Raw genomic sequence first — 18895 nt, 5'->3', positions numbered from 1 at the left:
TCCACCCGCAACCAAATTCGCCCGCGTGGCGCGCCTGACCCGGAGGCAAAACCGCACGTCACAAGGGGTGGAGCGGAGTGGAGGGCTCCGGCCGCCCCTCGGCGTGGTCCGCTTTCCGACATTGATCGACTCCGTCCGGGGGACGCCGACCCGGCCACCCGCGCAGCCACCACGGCCGAACGGTTCACCGTCGGCGGCGATCTGGTGGGGCCGGCGGTCCGGTAACCTCGCTCGCGTGACGGACGCGAAAATGCCCCTACGGGCCAAGGTGGCCAGCTCCGTGTCACGGACCGCCGCGGCGCTCTCCCGGGCGGCCGGCCGTGGCGACGGTTCAGTGATCGGCGGGTGGATCGGCCTGAAGATCGACCCGGACCTGCTGGCTCACCTGTCGGCCGGGCGCGCCATCGCGCTCGTCTCCGGCACCAACGGCAAGACCACCACCACCCGGTTGACCTCCGCCGCGGTCGGCGTGCTCGGCCGGGTCGCCACCAACTCGTTCGGCGCCAACATGCCCAGCGGCCACACCTCGGCGCTGGCCAAGGCCGGCAGCACCCCGTACGCGGTGCTGGAGGTCGACGAGCACTACCTGGCGCAGGTGCTGGAGGCCACCGAGCCGCACGTTGTCGCGCTGCTCAACCTCTCCCGCGACCAGCTCGACCGCGCCAAGGAGGTCGCCATGATGGCGCAGCTCTGGCGCGCGGCGCTGGTCCGGCACACCGACGTACGGGTGGTGGCCAACGCCGACGACCCGCTGGTGGTGTGGGCCGCCACCCCACCGGGCGACCCCGCCCGGGGCATCAAACCGCCGCACGTGACGTGGTTCAGTGCCGGCCAACGCTGGCACGACGACTCCTGGGTCTGCCCGGAGTGCGGCTCCACCATCCAGCGCTCCGGCGAGCAGTGGTGGTGCACCGGCTGCCCGCTGCGCCGACCGGAGCCGCACTGGGTCGTCGAGGACGAGGGCGTGCTCGACCCCACCGGCGCCTGGCACAAGGTCTCGCTCCAACTACCCGGCAAGGTCAACCTCGGCAACGCGGCGACCGCGCTGGCGGTGGCCGCCGAGTTCGGCGTCCGCCCGGTCGACGCGGTGTCCCGCCTCGGCATCGTCACCTCGGTGGCCGGCCGCTACGCGCAGGTCGACAAGGACGGGCGCAACATCCGGCTGCTGCTGGCCAAGAACCCGGCCAGCTGGCTGGAGGCGTTCGACATGGCCGACGACGCGCCGACCCTGCTCTCCATCAACGCGCGCGACCCCGACGGTCTGGACACCTCCTGGCTCTACGACGTCGACTTCGCCCCGCTCCGCGGCCGGCAGGTGTTGATCACCGGCGACCGGGCATACGACCTGGCGGTTCGACTCGACGTCAACGACGTGCCGTTCCAGCACGTCCGCACGTTCGACGACGCACTCCGGTCGGTCCCGCCCGGGCGGCTGGAGGTCATCGCGAACTACACCGCGTTCCAGGACATCCGAGCGGAGTTGGACCGTGTCATCTGAGAGTCTGCGCATCGTCTGGATCTACCCCGACCTGCTCTCCACCTACGGAGACCGGGGCAACGCCCTGATCCTCGCCCGGCGGGCCCGTCAGCGCGGGATGCCGGTCGAGGTGCTGGAGGTCCGCTCCGACCAGCGGCTGCCCGCGACCGCCGACATCTACCTGGTCGGCGGCGGCGAGGACGGCCCGCAGGCGCTGGGCGCCCAGCGGCTGCTCGCCGACGGCGGCCTGCACCGCGCCGTCGCGCAGGGCTCGGTCGTGTTCGGCGTCTGCGCCGGCTACCAACTGCTCGGCACCTCGTTCTTCGCCAAGGGTGTGCAGTGCCGCGGGCTGGAGCTGCTCGACCTGCAGTCCGACCGGGGCGAGAGCCGGGCCGTGGGTGAGCTGGCCGGTGAGATCGACCCCCGGCTGGGCCTGCCCCCGCTGACCGGTTTCGAGAACCACGGCGGCCGCACCCACCTCGGTCCGGAGGTCTCCCCGCTGGCCCGGGTCACCGCCGGGGTGGGCAACGACGGCGCCACCGAGGGCGCGTGGCGCGGCAAGCTGCTGGGCACCTACTCGCACGGGCCGGCGCTGGCGCGCAACCCGGCCCTGGCCGACCTGCTGCTGCGCTGGGCCACCGGGGCACACCAGCTCCCGCCGTTGGACGACACCTGGTCGGACCGGCTCCGCAACGAGCGCCGCTCCGCGGTGGCCGCCGCCCGGGCATGATCCGTGCCGTCCGGCGGCTGCTCCGGCAGCCGTCGGCCGCCCGGTTCGCCCTGCTCGTCCTGCTGATCGGCGGGTGCGGGTTACTGCTGCTGCTGGTGCCCCGGCCGGATCCGGCACAGTTGCCGTTGATCGCCGACCGGCTGGGCGACTTCGCCCCGGTGGCGGCGATCCTCGGTGGCGCTCTGCTGCTGGTCGCGCTGGTGCCCCGAACCTTCATCACGCTCGCCGCGGGGGCGATCTTCGGCCCGCTGGAAGGTGCCGCGTACGCCCTGGGCGCCGCACTGGTGGCCGCGGCGATCGGGTTCACTGTCGGCAGGTTGCTCGGTCGGGAGTTCGTCGCCGAACGGGTCCGCGGTCGCCTGGCCCGCCTCGACGGCTGGTTCGCCCGGCAGAGCGTGCTCGGTGTGGTCACCGTCCGGCTGCTGCCGATCGCCGGCTTCGGCCTGGTCAGCTACGGCTACGGCACGACCGGCGCCCGAGTGCTGCCGTTCCTGGCCGGCAGCGTGATCGCGTCCGCGCCGACCGCCTTCGGCTACGCGGCGCTCGGCGCGGCGGTCAGCTCCCCCGGCCACGTCAACTGGTACGCGGCCGCCCCGGCCAGCCTCGGCCTGATCGCCAGCCTGGTTCTCATTTACCAGTGGTGGCGCGCCGAACGCCGCCGCCGCACCATGCCCGTCTAACCCCACCCCACCCACCCCCGCGATCTTGCACTTCCTGTCACGGCATTACCGGACACAAAGGGCAAAAACCAAACCGAAACTGCAAGATCGCGGAGGCGGGGCGGGGCGGGACTTCGAAGGGTTAGGCGACTACTGAGACCATCCGGCCCTTGACCACGATGACCTTGCGGGGTTCCTTGCCGGCCAGGGTCGCGGCCACCGCGTCCAGGGCCGCCGCGCGGACCGTCTCCTCGGCGGCGTCGGCGGGGACCTCGATACGGCCACGGACCTTGCCGTTGACCTGCACCGGGTAGGTCACCGTGTCGGCCACCAGCAGCGCCGGGTCCGCGGTCGGGAAGTCCGCGTACGTCAGAGAGGTGTCGTGGCCCAGCTTGCGCCACAGCTCCTCGGCCACGTGCGGGGCGAACGGCGCCACCATCAGCACCAGCGGCTCGGCCACCTCACGGGGCGTGGACGACAGTCGGGTCAGCCCGTTGGTCAGCTCGATCAGCTTGGCGATCGCTGTGTTGAACCGGATGTCGTCCATGTCGGCACGGACCCCGTCGATCACCTTGTGCAGCAGCCGGCGGGTCGCCTCGTCGGCCGGGTCCTCGGTGACCCGCAGGGCACCGGTCTGCTCGTCGACGACGGCCCGCCACACCCGCTGCAGGAACCGGTACGAGCCGACCACCGCCCGGGTCTCCCAGGGGCGGGAGACCTCCAGCGGGCCCATCGACATCTCGTACACCCGGAAGGTGTCCGCGCCGTAGGCGGCGCACATGTCGTCGGGGGTCACCACGTTCTTCAGCGACTTGCCCATCTTGCCGTACTCGCGGTTGACCGTCAGGTCACCCAGGTAGTAGGCGCCGTCACGCTCGAAGACCTCCTCGGCCTGCACGTAGCTGCCGCGCGAGTCGGTGTACGCGTACGCCTGGATCATGCCCTGGTTGAACAGCTTGCGGAACGGCTCGAACGACGACACGTGCCCCAGGTCGAACAGCACCTTGTGCCAGAACCGCGCGTACAGCAGGTGCAGCACGGCGTGCTCGGCGCCACCGACGTACAGATCGGTGCCCCCGCAGTCACCGTCGGCGCGCGGGCCCATCCAGTACTGCTCGTTCTCCGCGTCGACGAACCGCTCGCTGTTTGTCGGGTCCAGGTAGCGCAGCTCGTACCAGCAGGAGCCGGCCCACTGCGGCATCACGTTGGTTTCCCGGGTGTAGCGCTTCGGCCCGTCACCCAGGTCCAGTTCGACCTCGACCCAGTCGCGCCGCCGCGACAGCGGGGTCTCCGGGTTGCTGTTGGCGTCGTCGGCGTCGAACGTCTTCGGTGAGAAGTCGTCGACCTCCGGCAGCTCGACGGGCAGCATCTCCTCCGGCAGGGCGATGGCCGCGCCGGTCTCGTCGTAGACGATCGGGAACGGTTCGCCCCAGTAACGCTGCCGGGAGAACAGCCAGTCGCGCAGCCGGTAGGTCACCGCGCCGGTGCCGTGCCCGTTCGCCTCCAGCCAGGCGATGATCGCCGCCTTGGCGTCGGCGACCCCCAGGCCGTTCAGGTCCAGGTCGCGCTCGGGCGCGGCGCTGTTGATCGCCGGACCGTCCCCGGTGTACGCCTTGCCGTCGAAGCCCTCCGCCGGCTGCACGGTACGGACGATGGGCAGCTCGAAGACCTCGGCGAACGCCCAGTCCCGCTCGTCCTGCGCCGGCACCGCCATGATCGCGCCGGTGCCGTAGCCGGCCAGCACGTAGTCGGCGATGAAGATCGGGATCTGCCCACCGGTGACCGGGTTGGTGGCGTACGCGCCGATGAAGACGCCGGTCTTCTCCTTGGAGTCGGACTGCCGCTCGACGTCGGTCTTGGCGGCTGCCGCCTTGCGGTACGCCTCGACGGCCTCCCGGGGGCTGGCGTGCCCGCCGGTCCAGGCGTCCCTCGTGCCGTCGGGCCAGCTGGCCGGCGCCAGCGTGTCGACCAGCTCGTGCTCGGGCGCCAGCACCATGTAGGTGGCGCCGAAGACGGTGTCCGGGCGGGTCGTGAACACCCGCACCGGCGACGCGCTGGTCGGGAAGTCGATGTGGGCGCCGGTGGAGCGGCCGATCCAGTTGCGCTGCATCAGCTTGATCGGCTCGGGCCAGTCCAGTGTGTCCAGGTCGTCGATCAGCCGGTCACCGTACGCGGTGATCCGCATCATCCACTGCTTCAGGTTGCGCTTGAAGACCGGGAAGTTGCCCCGCTCGGAACGGCCGTCGGCGGTGACCTCCTCGTTGGCCAGCACGGTGCCCAGCCCTGGGCACCAGTTCACCGGCGCCTGCGAGACGTACGCCAGGCGGTGGTCGTCGACGACCTGGCGGCGCTCGGCGACGCTCAGCTCGGCCCAGGCGCGGCCGTCCGGGGTGGACCGGTTACCGCCCTCGAACTCGGCGATCAGCTCGGCGATCGGACGGGCCCGGCCGGCGTCGCGGTCGTACCAGGAGTTGAAGATCTGCAGGAAGATCCACTGGGTCCAGCGGTAGAACTCGGTGTCGATGGTGGCCACCGAGCGACGCTCGTCGTGCGCCAGCCCCAGCCGGCGCAGCTGCGCCTTGTACCGCTCGATGTTCGCGACAGTGGTGGTCCGGGGGTGGGTGCCGGTCTGCACCGCGTACTGCTCGGCGGGCAGGCCGAACGCGTCGAAACCCATCGCGTGCAGCACGTTGCGGCCGGCCATCCGCTGGTAGCGGGCGTAGCAGTCGGTGCCGATGTAGCCCAGCGGGTGGCCGACGTGCAGGCCCGCTCCGGAGGGGTACGGGAACATGTCCAGCACGTACAGCTTCTCCGCGCCCGCGCGCGGGTGGGTCGGGTCGGCCAGGGGGCCGGTCGGGTTCGGTGCGTGGAAGGTGCCCTCGCGCGCCCAGGTGTCCTGCCAACGAATCTCGATCTCGTCGGCCAGGGCCGCTGTGTACCGGAACGGGGGAATGTCGCCCGCCGGTGCGGCTGCCTCACTCATCGTCTCTCCTCGCTTCGCTTCGCTTCGTCTCGGCACCACCGGGCCGGGCCGGCGGCGGGCACAAAAAAGCCCCTCGCGCAGGAGGGGCCGCCGTGCTGTCGCTGCGTTCAGCGCATCAGCACGGCCCGGTAAGAAGCAGGAAGACTCCGGCCATGCCCCGCAGTGTACCTCTTCCACGGTTCGCGCTGCCGGCCCCCGGGCCGGTTGAACCCCGTTCCCCCGAGCTGGCGAATATCGGTGCGTAACCGACGGACTACCTGCGGGGGTCGGCGATAACGACAAACATGGTTAGCCTGAGAGACTAGTGAGATTCCTGCGGCAAACGAGGCTCGACGTCGCGAACCCAACGGCGGGTCCAGGTGCTCTCTAGAGAGCTGCCGTGACGGCGACGAGGAGGAGGCCCGTGACACAACAGACCTGGGACGAGGTGGGCGGCTTGTTGCCGCACGACGAGTTCCGCGCCGCCAGCGAGGCCATCGTGGCCAACATCGAGCAGGTCATCGAGGGTAAGACCGCCACCGTGCGGCTCGCCCTGGCCGTCCTGCTCGCCGAGGGTCACCTCCTGATCGAAGACGTCCCGGGTGTCGGCAAGACCAAGCTTGCCAAGGCCCTCGCGCGGTCCATCGACTGCACAGTACGGCGGATCCAGTTCACCCCCGACCTGCTGCCCAGCGACGTCACCGGGGTCAGCGTCTACAACCAGGAGACGCACGACTTCGAGTTCCGTCCCGGTGCCGTGTTCGCCAACCTGGTGGTCGGCGACGAGATCAACCGGGCCTCGCCGAAGACCCAGTCGGCGTTGCTGGAGTGCATGGAGGAGCGGCAGGTCACCGTCGACGGGGTGACGTACCAGCTCCAGACCCCGTTCATGGTGATCGCCACCCAGAACCCGATCGAGATGGAGGGGACCTATCCGCTGCCGGAGGCGCAACGCGACAGGTTCACCGCCCGCATCGCCATGGGTTACCCGGACTCCAACGCCGAGCTGGCCATGCTCGACGGGCACGGCGCCACCGACCCGCTGAACGAGCTGCGCGCGGTCTCCGACGCGGCCATCGTCCGGCAGCTGATCGCCACCGTCCGCCAGGTGCACGTCGCCGACGCGGTCAAGCAGTACGCGATCGACCTGGTCACCGCCACCCGCGAGGCCCCCGACCTGCGGCTCGGCGCGTCCCCCCGGGCGACCCTGCAGCTGTTGCGCACCGCCCGGGCGGTCGCCGCCCTGGAGGGCCGCGACTACGTCCTTCCCGACGATCTTCAGGCCCTGGCGGTGCCGGTGCTCGCCCACCGGATCATCCCGACCGCCGACGCGCAGCTCGCCCGGCGCACCACCGACGCGATCGTCTCCGAGCTGGTGCATCGCCTGCCGCTGCCACATGACCGGCAGCGCAACCCGTACGACACCCGGCCCCCCGCCACCGGCAACGGTCGCGCACCCTACGAGCCGCGGAGGCCATGACGTGCGTGCCGGGCTACGCGGGCTGACCACCCGCGGGCGGTCCTTCCTCGCCGCTGCGGTCGCGGCGGCGATCTCGGCCGGCATCCTCGGCGAGAAGGACCTGCTCCGGGTGGCTGTGCTGTTGGCCATCCTGCCGTTGCTGGCCGCCGCCTACGTGGGGCGGAGCCGCTACAAGCTGGCCTGCAACCGTTCGCTGGACCCGCACCGGGTTCCGGTCGGCGCCAACTCCCGGGTGGTGCTGCGCCTACAGAACCTCTCCCGGCTGCCGACCGGCACCCTGCTCCTGGAGGACCGGCTGCCCTACGCGCTGGGCAGCCGGCCCCGGGTGGTGTTGGAGCGCCTCGGCGCGCACCAGGCCAGCTCCGTGGCGTACACGGTGCGGGCCGACGTGCGGGGTCGCTACGACGTGGGCCCGCTGGTCGTCCGGATGACCGACCCGTTCGGCCTCTGCGAGCTCACCCGCTCCTTCCCCAGCACCGACCACCTGACGGTCATCCCGCAGGTCACCCCGCTGCCGTCGGTCCGGCTCCCCGGGGAGTACGCGGGCAGCGGCGACAGCCGGGCCCGCTCGGTGGCGGTGCACGGCGAGGACGACGCGGCGACCCGGGAGTACCGGCGCGGCGACGACCTGCGCCGGGTGCACTGGAAGTCCACCGCCCGCACCGGTGAGCTGATGGTGCGCCGCGAGGAGCAACCGTGGGAGAGCCGGGCCACAGTCGTCCTGGACACCCGGGCGTACGCCCACCGCGGCGAGGGGCCGACGGCCAGTTTCGAGTGGTCGGTCTCGGCCGCCGCGAGCATCGCCGTCCACCTGCGGCAGGCCGGTTACAAGTTGCGCCTGGTCACCGGCTCGGGGGCAGATGTGGACGCCTCGGAGGCCGGCGGAGACGGCGCGCTGCTCGACCACCTCGCGGAGGTCCGACTGGATCAGCGCGCCGAGGTCACCGGCCTCGTGCAGCGGGTCCGCCAGCGCGCCGACGGTGGTCTGATCATCGGCCTGTTCGGCAGTGTGAGCGTCGCCGAGGCGGAGCTGCTGGCCGGGCTGCGGGGCAACGGCGCCACCTGTGTCGGCTTCCTGCTGAACAGCTCCACCTGGCTCAGCCTGCCGGAGAAGGCCCGGTCCGAGGCGGAGCACGCCCACGCCGCCGCCGTCCTCGCCATGTTGCAGAGTGGCTGGCGGGTGGTCGGCGTCGACCACGGCGGCCGGCTGCCGGCGCTGTGGCCGCAGGTCGGTCGGGGCGCCCAGGGGTTCGCCCTGCGGGCCGCGCTGGCCGAGACGGTCGCCGGCGGTGTGCGATGAACGGAAGGCTTCCCTCATGATCAGCAGTCGGAACATCGGCGTGGTGGCGGCCGCTGCCACGCTGCTGGCCGCCGCGCCGCTGTCGGCCATCTTCCAGGGCTGGACGTGGTTGATCGAGTCCATCATCGCGGTCGCCGTGGTGGCCGGGGTGGCCGCGCTGACCCGCCTCGCCCGGGCACCACTGTGGGGTCAGGTGCTAGGCATGCTGGCCGGTCTGATGCTCGCCCTGACCTGGTTGTTCCCCAGCGGCCAGGAGCTGCTCGCGATCCTGCCCACCCCGGGCACGTTCGCGTACTTCGGCGACCTGCTCGCCGGCTCCGTGCAGGACATGCGCTCGTACGGGGTCGAGGTCCCGGACACTGACCCGCTGCTGTTCATCGCCGTGCTCGGCGTCGGCGCGGTCGCCGTGCTGGTCGACGTACTGGCCGTGGGGCTGCGCCGGCCCGCACTGGCGGGGCTGCCGATGCTCGCCATCTACTCCGTGCCGGTCGCCGTCTACGTGGACAGCGTCCCCGCGGTGCCGTTCGTGGTGGGCGCCGCCGGTTATCTCTGGCTGCTGGTCACCGACAACGTCGACCGGGTGCGCCGCTTCGGGCGCCGGTTCACCGGTGACGGCCGTGACGTCGACGTGTGGGAGGCCTCTCCGCTGGCGTCCGCCGGCCGCCGGCTGGCGGCGGTCGGGGTGGCCCTGGCGGTGGTGCTGCCGCTGGCGGTGCCCGGCATGACCGGCGGGCTGCTCGACTCGCTCAGCCGGGGGCCGGGCAACGGATCCGGCAACGGGTCCGGCTCGGGCGGCACGTCGGGTCGGATCGACCTGTTCGCCTCGCTCGCCGGTCAGCTCAACCAGTCCCAGGTGGCCGACCTGGTCAAGGTGAAGACGTCCGAGCAGAGCCCGTTCTACCTGCGCTACGCGGTCGCCGACGAGCTGCGTCCCGCTGGTTTTCAGGCGCGCAACCCCAGCGGCCGGTCGGTCAACGGGGACCTGCCGAACCCGGCCGACCGTGCCGGTCCAGGCGTGCAGCAGGCCACCTACCAGGCGACCGTCGAGGTCACCAAGAGCCTGAGCATGTCGCTGATGCCCGTGTACGCCGAGCCGACCAGCGCCGACGACCTCAGCGACAACTGGCTCTACGACGCCAACCAGCAGGTCGTCTTCTCCAACCGGGAGAACTCCCGCGGTCGGAAGTACTCCTTCGACTACGTCCGCTCGACCTTCACGCCCGACGCGTTGCGGGCTGCGAAGGTACTGCCGACCGAACACCCCGTACGCCGACAGATGACCGCTACCCCCGGGCCGGTGCCCGAGGTGGAGGAGCTGGTCAAGGGGTTGATCCAGGGCAAACGCACGGAGTACGACCGGGTGCTGTCGATCTACCGGCACTTCTCGGCGGACAACGGATTCAAGTACCAGCTGAGCACCGAAAGCGGCAGCAGCGGTCAGGACATCGTCAACTTTCTGACCAACAAGGTCGGCTACTGCCAGCAGTACGCCGCGGCGATGGCCTGGCTGGTCCGCGCGGCCGGCATCCCGGCCCGGGTGGCGTTCGGGTTCACCAACGGCAGCAAGCGCGACGGTGACACCTTGACGCTGACCAACCTCAACCTGCACGCCTGGACCGAGGTCTACTTCGACGGGGCCGGTTGGGTGCCGTTCGACGCCACCCCGGCGTACGGGGTGCCCGGCTCCACGCGGTCGGCCTGGGCACCGGACACTGACGCGCCGGAGGCGACCAACCCGAGCAGCGAGGCCACGGGCGCCCCGACGGAGCCGGGAGCCTCGGCCGAGCCGTCTGACGTGGACAACGCCGACCGGGACACCGACGACGGGCTCGCTCTCGGCGGGACGACGCCGAACGAGCAACCGCCGGTCTGGCCCTGGTGGGCAGCGGGCCTGGTGGCCTTGCTGCTGCTGCTCGCGGTGCCCGCGCTGCGCCGGATGGCCCTGCGCCGCCGACGCAGTGGCCGCGCGGTGAGCGGGGCGATGGCATCTGCCAGGGTCGACGGCGACAGCAAGCCGGGGGCAGCACGTCCGATGGTGGTCAGCGCGGACGCCAACCGGGCCCGCGCGGATGCGCACGCCGCCTGGGCGGAGCTGCTCGACACGCTTGTGGACTTCCGGGTCCCGGTCGATCCGACCGAGACGCCCAGGGCGACCGCGGACCGGCTCGTCCGGGAGGCCCTCGACGATGACGACGCGATCGGGTCGGCGCGGCTGCTCGGCCGGGCGGAGGAGCGGGCCCGCTACGCGCGGGATCCGCTGACCGGTGAGCGGTTGTTGCCGGCGCTACGCGCGGTCCGTGGGGCGCTCGCCACACGAGCGGACCGACGGACCCGCCTGCTCGCCGCCGTGCTGCCGCCGTCGGTGCTGCTGCGTTGGCGCACCGCCATGGCCGACAGGTCCGGCCGAATGGTGGCGCTCACCGGGCAGGCCCGGTACCGACTGCTGCGGTGGAACCCTCGGCGGCTGCTGGCCGACCGGGCCGCTCGCTGACCGATCAGTTCCAGGTCCGGGGCGGCGGTCACCACCGCCGCCCCACCCGCCTCAGCTGCCGCCTTCCACGGTCGTGCCCGATCCAGGAAAGAGGCCCCTCCCCTCGCGCACGATGCCACTACTTGCAGGATCGAGCACGATCATGCGGGAGAGGGCTGAGCACGATCATGCGGGAGAGGGCGCAGCGGAGAAGGCGCGCAGCGTAGAGGGCGCGCGGATACGACGGAGGTCGCCGGGGCCTTTGCCCGGCGACCGCTCGTCGCGGCGTACGGCCCGCCTCAGCGGCGGGGCCGGCTCAGCGGTGCCCCTCCGGGCGCTGCCGCCACCTGTCCTCCATGCGGTCCAGGATTGACGACCGGCGACCGGATCGGCCACCGCGGGGACGACGACGACTCGTCGTGCCGCCCACCACGTGCAGGTCGGGTGACTGCGCCCGCCGGTGCGACTGCACCGCGAACGCGGCCGACGCGAGCATGACGACGAAGCCCGCCACCGCCAGTGGTGGAGTCTTGATCACCGCGCCATAGACCAGTAGAGCCAAGCCAGCGATGATGACGCCGGCGGCGACGAGCAGGCGACGCCGCGCATGGAAGCGCGGATCGCTGGCGCGCACGGCCGAGGCGAATTTGGGGTCCTCGGCAAGCGACCGCTCGATCTGCTCGAACAGCCGCTGCTCGTGCTCCGAGAGCGGCACGGCACTCCTCCCCGGTCACGTTGGTCGGGCCCACTCGGGCCGACAGACCGTGGCAGCCAACCGGCTGCTTACCCGCAAGTCTACGAGGGGGGTCGCGCGTCGGAAAGCGGGACGACCTATGGGCGGGGTGGATTTTCGTTTCGACGGGGATCACGGTCGCACATCAGACTGGCCGGACCTATGACGGACCGCCCGAAACGGGCAGCGGCGGCGTCCGCCACAGCTTCCGCTTCGCGCCAGCCACGCTCGGGCGCGCCGAGGGTGAGTTGCCGAGGAGTGCCCTGCGCCGGGGCGAGCCCTTCCACCCGGACACCGACGAGTCGGATCCGCTCGCCCGGGTCCAACGCGGTGTAGAGCGCCCAGACCGTGTCGAACATCTCGCGGGCGGTGTCGGTGGGAACGTCGAGGGTGCGAGATCGGCTGACGGTGCGGAAGTCGGCCAGCCGGACCTTGAGTGAGACGGTGCGCCCGACCAGGTCGGAGCCGCGCAACCGGACACCGACCTTCGCGCTGAGCGCGAGCAACGCACGGCGGATCTCCAACGGGTCGGCCACGTCGACGTCGAAGGTCACCTCGGCGCCGATCGACTTGTCGACGTGCTCGGGGCTGACCCCGCGCGGGTCGCGCCCCCAGGCCAACTCGTGCAGGTGCGACGCCGAGGCGGCACCGACGGCTTGGCGGAGCATGCCCACCGGCGCCTCGGCGAGGTCGCCGACGGTGGTCAGGCCGAGCCGGCGTAGCGCCTCGGCGGCGCGCTCCCCCACCCCCCACAGGGCGTCCACCGGCAGCGGGTGCAGAAATTCGAGCACCTGCCCCGGGGGCACGACCAGCAGGCCGTCCGGCTTGGCCCGGGTGGAACCCAGCTTGGCCACGAACTTGGTCGGCGCCACTCCGACCGAGCAGGTCAGCGCCTGCTCGTCGGCGACCCGGCGACGGATCAGCCGGGCGATGGTGGCCGGGGAGCCGAAGAGCCGACGGGCACCGGTCACGTCGAGGAACGCCTCGTCGAGGGAGAGCGGCTCGACCAACGGCGTGACGTCCCGGAAGATCTGCATGATGGCCCGGGAGGCGGCCGTGTAGGCGGAGAAGTCCGGTGGCAGGTAGACCGCGTGGGGGCAGCGGGCCCGGGCCTGACTGGTCGGCATCGCGCTGCGGACGCCGTACCGGCGGGCCTCGTAGCTGGCCGAGCTGACCACCCCGCGCGGGCCGACACCGCCGACGACCACCGGTCGGCCGCGCAGATCGGAGCGGCGGCGCACCTCGACGGCGGCGAAGAAGGCGTCCATGTCGACGTGCAGGATCGGGCTGGCGGAGTCGTCGGCGTCCGGCCCGAAGCGCGGATCGTCGCCCCGGGGCAACGACTGGCTGCGGCCCATCCCGGCAGGTTAACCCGGGGGTGCGACACCACCATCGGCCAGCGGGCCGAACCGTCCCGGGTCAGCCCCGCACGACCAGCAGCGGCACTGTCAGCTCCGCGGCGGTGTCCGACCCGTGGTAGGCCACCAACTTCGACGCCATCGGCCGCTCGGTGCGGCTGGCCATGACCGCGTACGTGTCGTTGCAGGTCACCACCACGTCGCCAATCCGGCCCAGGTGCTCCTCGGGCACCGGCCCGAACCAGCCGGAGGCCACCACCTCGTCGCGGGTACGTACCCGGGCCGTGGCGCCCAACACCTCCGACCAGGCGGCCCGCACGTCGTCGACAGCGCCCGGCTCGACGTGCAGGTAGCGCACCCGGGCCTCGCCGGCCACCAGCCGAACGCCGGCGCGCAGCCGCGAATCGGTGTCCAGGTCGAAGCGGTGCGCGGCAGGGATGTCGAGCTGCCCGTGGTCGGCGGTCACCAGCAGCGCCGCGTCCGGCGGCAGCCCGTCGACCAGCCGGGCGACCAGGGCGTCCACCTCGGTCGCGGCGACCCGCCAGGGTGCCGAGTCGACGCCGCTGACGTGGCCGTGCCGGTCCAGGTCGGCGTGGTAGCCGGAGACCAGTGTGGGCCCGGCCCCGGCGGCCAGCGCGGTCAGCATGGCGGTGGCCACCGCGTCCCCGCCGGCGGCACCCCGGAAGTCGCCACCCCGGTTGGCGGCCACTGTCAACCCACTGCCGCCGAACTCCGGCCGGCTCACCACGCTCGTCGTCACCCCGGCGGCGCGGGCCCGCTCCAGCTGGGTGGGCACCGGCTGCCAGCGCAGCGGCGACGGATCCGCGGCCCAGTCGGTGTGGGTGAGCACCCGATCGGTGCCGGGCACCCGCACGGTGAAGCCGAGCACCCCGTGCGCGCCCGGCGCGACACCGGTGCCCAGTGACACCAGGCTGGTCGGCGTGGTGGACGGGAAACCGGCGATGAGCGGCCGGGCCACCATCGCGGCGAGCCCGGCGATAGTCGGCGCGTACGGCGCCGCGGTCGGCAGTTGGTACCAGCCGAGCCCGTCGACGAGCAGCACGGCGATCCGGCGTACCCCGGTCAGCTCGGGCCGGAGCCCGAGCCTGTCTGTCGAGCCGGGCACCCCCAGCACGGCCAGCGCGCTGGGCAGCACGTCGGCGAGACGCCCGCCGCCGTGGTCCGGCCCGAGGATCTCCAGCGGCGCCGGCCGGCCACCGGCCTCGGCGATCATGCCGGCCGGCGGGCGAACAGGTGCAGTTGGGCGGCCAGGTCCCGGTACGGCGGTTGGGCGGCCAGCGCACGTTCCAGCTCGACCACGGCGGCGGACTGCCCGTCGGCGACCGCAGCCGGCAGCAGGTCGGCCAGCACGCGTACCCCGTGGATCTCCTCGACCACCAGCCCGGCGGCGCCGAGCAGCGCGGCGGCACCGGGGGCGTCGTAGCGTCGGCGCAGCGTGTCACGCGGGCCGGCGGTGCCGGCCGGATCGGCGGCCAGGGTGGTCGCGACGTCCAGGTGCCCGTTCATCGCGCGGCCCAGCACGGCGGCGGCCCGGCCGGCCACCAGCACACTGGCCGCGCCGCCCGGGCGCAGCGCGGTGGCCAGCGCGGCCACCACCGGCGTCGGGTCGTCCACCACCTCCAGGACGGCGTGGCAGAGCACCAGGTCGACGCCGGCCGGCTCGACCAGCCCGGCGAGGGCGTCACCGTCGCCCTGCATTGCGGCGATCCGGTCGGCCACCCCGGCCTCGGCGGCGCGGCGGGTAAGCGCGGCGAGGGCGTCGGGGCTGGCGTCGACGACGGTGACCCGATGCCCGGCACGGGCCAGCGGAACGGCGAAACCGCCGGTGCCGCCGCCCACGTCCAGCACTGTGAGCTCGGCGTCGCCGCGCCGGTCCAGCTCAGCGCGGAGCACCGACCAGATCACGGCGGTGCGGGGTGTCAGCGGCGGCTCGGCGAACCGGCCTCGGGTCTGCTCCACCCGGCCGAGCCTAGTCACCCGGCCCGGTGGTGGTGCGGGCGTGTGGCGGGCGCGCCCACCACACGCCCGATCGGTGCGTGGGGCGGCGGTCGGTCAGGCCTCGGCGCCCTCGGCCTCGTCCTCCGCCCGGGACCGGCGCTCGTTGGCCACCGGACCGTTCGTCACCTCGTACTCGCGGGGGTCGGCGAGGTGCGACGGCACCCAGCCGGTGCCCAGTCGGGTCCGCCGGGCGTTGGCGATTCCACCGGTGTACGCGTGATTTCCCGTCACTGTTGTTCCCCCTCACGGATCACGGGCCGCTCTGCCCGCTCGGGACGAGTCTCCCGCTCGACGGCGCAGGAAACCGTAATGTGGATCACTCTCTTACCGGAAGTCACGGGAGGCTGGACTCACCGGCGGCTCGATGGCGTCCAGCCGGTCGGCGACCAGGTTGGTCACCCCCTCGTGCCGCTGCAACCGCCCCCGGACCACCAGCGCGGCGCTGGTCCGCGCCACCCGCCGGTAGCGCTGCCACAGCCCCGGCGAACAGGTGACGTTGAGCATCCCCGTCTCGTCCTCCAGGTTGAGGAAGGTGACCCCGCCCGCGGTCGCCGGGCGTTGCCGGTGGGTGACGATGCCACCGACCCGGATCCGTTGCCCCGGCTCCACCCGGCCGAGCCGGGCGATCGGCACCGCGCCGAGCACGTCGAGCTGACCCCGGATGAACCGGGCGGGATGACTCTCCGGCGACAACCCGGTGGCCCACACGTCGGCGACCAGCCGGTCCACCGCCTCCATCCCGGGCAGCGTGGGCGCCGCCGCGCCGGTCACCGTGCCGGGCAGCCGGCCCGGCCGGTCCTGGGCCGCCGCACCGGCGGCCCACAGCGCCTGCCGCCGGCTCAGCCCGAAACAGGCGAAGGCGTCCGCGGTGGCCAACGCCTCCAGCTGCGCGGCGGTGACACCGAGCCGCCGGGCAACATCCGGCATGTCCCGGTACGGTCCACCGGCGACCCGTTCGGCCTCGATCCGTTCGGCCACGTCGGCGCCGAGGGTCCGCACACTGGACAGGCCGAGCCGGACGGCGGGGCCGCCCAGCCCCCAGGCGTGCGGCGGCTCCCCCGGCCCGCTGCCCCACCGGGTCTCCGGGGTGGACTCCAGCACCGCCAGAGCCCCGCTGGCGTTGATGTCCGGACGACGGACCTCCACCCCGTGCCGGCGGGCGTCGTCGACCAGGGTCTGCGGCGAGTAGAAACCCATCGGCTGGGCGTTGAGCAGCGCGGCCAGGAACGGCGCCGGGTGGTAACGCTTGAGCCAGGAGCTGGCGTAGACCAGGTAGGCGAAGCTCATCGCGTGGCTCTCCGGGAAGCCGTAGCTGGCGAACGCGGTGAGCTTGCGGTAGACGTCGTCGGCCAGCTCGCCGGTGATGCCCCGCTCGGCCATCCCGGCGTAGAGCCGGTCGGCGATCCGGGTCATCCGCTCGACCGACCGTTTCGCGCCCATCGCCCGGCGCAACTGGTCGGCCTCGGCCGCGTCGAAGCCGGCCAGGTCGATGGCGAGCTGCATCAGCTGCTCCTGGAACAACGGCACACCGAGGGTCTTCTCCAGGGCGTTGCGCATCAGCGGGTGCGCGAAGGTCACCGGCTCCTGGCCGTTCTTGCGCCGGATGAACGGGTGCACCGAACCGCCCTGGATCGGGCCGGGGCGGATCAGCGCCACCTCGACCACCAGGTCGTAGAACTCGCGGGGCTTGAGCCGGGGCAGGGTGGCCATCTGGGCCCGGCTCTCCACCTGGAACACCCCGACCGAGTCGGCCCGGCAGAGCATGTCGTAGACCTCCGGGTCGTCCAGGGTCATGTCGCCCAGGTCGAGCCGGGACCCGATCATGTCGTAGCCGTAGTGCAGGGCGGAGAGCATGCCCAGGCCGAGCAGGTCGAACTTGACCAGGCCCACCGCGGCGCAGTCGTCCTTGTCCCATTGCAGGACGCTGCGCCCGGGCATCCGCCCCCACTCCACCGGGCAGACCTCGATCACCGGCCGGTCGCAGATCACCATGCCGCCGGAGTGGATGCCCAGGTGCCGTGGGAACGTCTGCAACTCGTTGGCGTACTCCACCACCTGCTCGGGGATGTTCTCGACATCGACAGTGGCGACCGAGCCCCACCTGTCGATCTGCTTGCTCCAGGCGTCCTGCTGCCCCGGCGAGTAGCCGAACGCCTTGGCCACGTCCCGCACCGCCGACCGGGGCCGGTAGGAGATGACGTTGGCGACCTGGGCGGCGTGCTCCCGGCCGTAGCGGGTGTAGACGTGCTGGATCACCTCCTCCCGACGGTCGGACTCGATGTCCACGTCGATGTCGGGTGGGCCGTCCCGTTCCGGAGCGAGGAACCGCTCGAAGAGCAGTTGGTGCCGGACCGCGTCCACGTTGGTGATCCGCAACGCGTAGCAGACCGCCGAGTTGGCCGCCGAACCCCGACCCTGGCAATAGATGTCCTGGTCACGGCAGAACGTGACGATGTCGTAGACCACCAGGAAGTAGCCGGGGAAACCCAGCTCCTCGATCATGTTCAGTTCGTGGTCGAGTTGCGCATACGCCGTCGGGTGCGCCTGCGGCGGCCCGTAGCGCTCGTGCGCCCCGTCAGCTGTCAGCTTCCGCAGCCAGCTCATCTCGGTGTGCCCCGGCGGCACCGGGTACGCCGGTAGCTGCGGCGCGACGAGCTGGAGGTCGAAGGCCAACTCGGCACCGAACTCGGCGGCCCGCGCCACCGCACCCGGGTACGCGGCGAACCGGGCCGCCATCTCCGCGCCACTGCGCAGGTGGGCGGTGGCCGCCGCGGGCAACCAGCCGTCGATCTCGTCCAGGCTGCGTCGGGCCCGGACCGCGGCGACGGTGGTGGCCAGCCGACGCCGGCCGGGGCTGGCGTAGTGCACGTTGTTGCTGGCCACCGTCGGCAACCCGGCCGCGGCGGCCAGCTCGGCGAGCGCGTCGTTACGGTCGGCGTCGATGGGGTGACCGTGGTCGGTCAGCTCCACCGCCACCGTCTCCGCGCCGAAGAGCGAGGTCAGCCGGTCCAGCTCGCGGGCCGCCGCGTCCACCCCCTCGGTGAGCAGCGCCCCCGGCACGTGTCCCTTGCGGCAGCCGGTCAGCACCAGCACATGGTCACGCAGCTCGGCGGCGACCTCCTCCAGGTCCCCGTAATCCGGGCGGCCCTTCTCCCCGCCGCGCAGTTGGGCGCGGGCGATGGTGGTGGCCAGCCGGGCGTACCCCTCGTGGCCGTGCGCGAGCACCAGCAGGTGCGCGCCGTGCGGGTCGGGCTCGCCGTTCTGCGGACCGGGCAGGCCGAGGGACAGCTCCGCGCCGAAGATGGTCGGCAGGCCCAGCGTACGAGCCGCCTCGGCGAAACGGACCACCCCGTAGAAACCGTCGTGGTCGGTGACGGCGAGCGCGGTGAGCCCCAACCGGGCCGCCTCCTCGGCCAACTCCTCGGGGTGGCTGGCGCCGTCGAGGAAGCTGAAGTTGGTGTGCGCGTGCAACTCCGCGTAGGGCACCACGCCGTCGGGGCGGGTCAGCTCCGGCGGCTGGTACTGCTCGCGGCGACGACTCCAGGCCGGGGAGTCGCCGCCGTCGGCGTCCACGGCGAGCGGGTCGACCACGTGCAGGTGCCGCTCCTCGCGCGACCGCCGGCCGGAGCCTCCACTGGCCCGCCCGGAGAGCACCCGTTCCAGCTCCGACCAGGGCATCTTCGGGTTGTGGAAGCTCATCGAGCATC

The 18895-nt window shown here is 72.5% G+C and carries 13 protein-coding genes; 6 read left to right on the top strand and 7 right to left on the bottom strand.

Annotated elements, in window-relative coordinates; all coding sequences use genetic code 11:
- Window positions 1–250: 250 nt before the first annotated feature.
- From ACLJOK_RS02395 to ACLJOK_RS02385, 3 genes are read left to right on the top strand one after another with little or no spacing between them, the layout of a single operon-like run.
- Window positions 251–1498: a MurT ligase domain-containing protein gene (locus ACLJOK_RS02395; RefSeq protein WP_196929998.1), complete on the top strand. Its 1248-nt coding sequence runs from the start codon at window positions 251–253 to the stop codon at window positions 1496–1498.
- A complete protein-coding gene (locus ACLJOK_RS02390; protein WP_196925380.1) occupies window positions 1488–2207 on the top strand; it encodes a type 1 glutamine amidotransferase in 720 nt (239 codons plus the stop codon). Before ACLJOK_RS02395 ends, ACLJOK_RS02390 begins: the two co-directional genes overlap by 11 nt.
- Window positions 2204–2887 carry a TVP38/TMEM64 family protein gene (locus ACLJOK_RS02385; protein WP_410815837.1) on the top strand — a complete coding sequence of 228 codons (684 nt, stop codon included), beginning with the start codon at window positions 2204–2206 and terminating at the stop codon, window positions 2885–2887. Before ACLJOK_RS02390 ends, ACLJOK_RS02385 begins: the two co-directional genes overlap by 4 nt.
- Before the next feature lie 121 nt (window positions 2888–3008).
- Here the strand turns inward: ACLJOK_RS02385 and leuS are convergent, their stop codons facing one another.
- Window positions 3009–5849 (bottom strand): leucine--tRNA ligase, encoded by a 2841-nt coding sequence (gene leuS, locus ACLJOK_RS02380; protein WP_410815835.1) that lies wholly within the window; start codon window positions 5847–5849, stop codon window positions 3009–3011.
- 403 nt (window positions 5850–6252) lie between these two features.
- On the opposite strand from leuS, the gene ACLJOK_RS02375 reads away from it, so the two are divergent.
- Genes ACLJOK_RS02375 through ACLJOK_RS02365 form a run of 3 tightly spaced genes read left to right on the top strand, consistent with a single transcriptional unit; the run spans window position 6253 to window position 11099 of the window.
- Window positions 6253–7308, top strand: a complete 1056-nt coding sequence (locus ACLJOK_RS02375) for an AAA family ATPase (RefSeq protein ID WP_355494220.1) — start codon at window positions 6253–6255, stop codon at window positions 7306–7308.
- 1 nt (window position 7309) lies between these two features.
- Window positions 7310–8608 (top strand): DUF58 domain-containing protein, encoded by a 1299-nt coding sequence (locus ACLJOK_RS02370; protein ID WP_410815833.1) that lies wholly within the window; start codon window positions 7310–7312, stop codon window positions 8606–8608.
- Between the two features lie 16 nt (window positions 8609–8624).
- Entirely contained in the window at window positions 8625–11099 is a 2475-nt protein-coding gene (locus ACLJOK_RS02365; protein ID WP_410815832.1) for a DUF3488 and DUF4129 domain-containing transglutaminase family protein, read from the top strand.
- A gap of 295 nt (window positions 11100–11394) precedes the next feature.
- Here the strand turns inward: ACLJOK_RS02365 and ACLJOK_RS02360 are convergent, their stop codons facing one another.
- From ACLJOK_RS02360 to ACLJOK_RS02335, 6 genes are all read right to left on the bottom strand, one after another.
- Window positions 11395–11793 carry a DUF3040 domain-containing protein gene (locus ACLJOK_RS02360; RefSeq protein WP_030334542.1) on the bottom strand — a complete coding sequence of 133 codons (399 nt, stop codon included), beginning with the start codon at window positions 11791–11793 and terminating at the stop codon, window positions 11395–11397.
- 116 nt (window positions 11794–11909) lie between these two features.
- Window positions 11910–13169 (bottom strand): DNA polymerase IV, encoded by a 1260-nt coding sequence (locus ACLJOK_RS02355; RefSeq protein WP_410815831.1) that lies wholly within the window; start codon window positions 13167–13169, stop codon window positions 11910–11912.
- Window positions 13170–13230: 61 nt separating this feature from the next.
- Window positions 13231–14403 carry an alkaline phosphatase family protein gene (locus ACLJOK_RS02350; protein ID WP_410815830.1) on the bottom strand — a complete coding sequence of 391 codons (1173 nt, stop codon included), beginning with the start codon at window positions 14401–14403 and terminating at the stop codon, window positions 13231–13233.
- Window positions 14400–15167 (bottom strand): methyltransferase domain-containing protein, encoded by a 768-nt coding sequence (locus tag ACLJOK_RS02345; protein ID WP_410815828.1) that lies wholly within the window; start codon window positions 15165–15167, stop codon window positions 14400–14402. Before ACLJOK_RS02345 ends, ACLJOK_RS02350 begins: the two co-directional genes overlap by 4 nt.
- Window positions 15168–15242: 75 nt before the next feature.
- A complete protein-coding gene (locus ACLJOK_RS02340; protein WP_334499276.1) occupies window positions 15243–15419 on the bottom strand; it encodes a hypothetical protein in 177 nt (58 codons plus the stop codon).
- Window positions 15420–15512: 93 nt separating this feature from the next.
- A complete protein-coding gene (locus tag ACLJOK_RS02335) occupies window positions 15513–18887 on the bottom strand; it encodes an error-prone DNA polymerase (RefSeq protein ID WP_410815826.1) in 3375 nt (1124 codons plus the stop codon).
- Between the last annotated feature and the right edge of the window lie 8 nt (window positions 18888–18895).

The sequence above is a fragment of the Micromonospora sp. 050-3 genome (assembly GCF_046549335.1).
GTDB lineage: Bacteria > Actinomycetota > Actinomycetes > Mycobacteriales > Micromonosporaceae > Micromonospora > Micromonospora trifolii.
Note: the sequence above shows the minus strand (reverse complement) of the source record. Positions and strands in the feature narration are given on the sequence as shown.

Coding starts and splice junctions, on each gene's coding strand:
- ACLJOK_RS02335 (WP_410815826.1), bottom strand. CDS start 18,887: ATGAGCTTCCACAACCCGAAGATGCCCTGGTCGGAGCTGGAACGGGTG.
- ACLJOK_RS02385 (WP_410815837.1), top strand. CDS start 2,204: ATGATCCGTGCCGTCCGGCGGCTGCTCCGGCAGCCGTCGGCCGCCCGG.
- ACLJOK_RS02365 (WP_410815832.1), top strand. CDS start 8,625: ATGATCAGCAGTCGGAACATCGGCGTGGTGGCGGCCGCTGCCACGCTG.
- ACLJOK_RS02395 (WP_196929998.1), top strand. CDS start 251: ATGCCCCTACGGGCCAAGGTGGCCAGCTCCGTGTCACGGACCGCCGCG.
- ACLJOK_RS02350 (WP_410815830.1), bottom strand. CDS start 14,403: ATGATCGCCGAGGCCGGTGGCCGGCCGGCGCCGCTGGAGATCCTCGGG.
- ACLJOK_RS02355 (WP_410815831.1), bottom strand. CDS start 13,169: ATGGGCCGCAGCCAGTCGTTGCCCCGGGGCGACGATCCGCGCTTCGGG.
- leuS (WP_410815835.1), bottom strand. CDS start 5,849: ATGAGTGAGGCAGCCGCACCGGCGGGCGACATTCCCCCGTTCCGGTAC.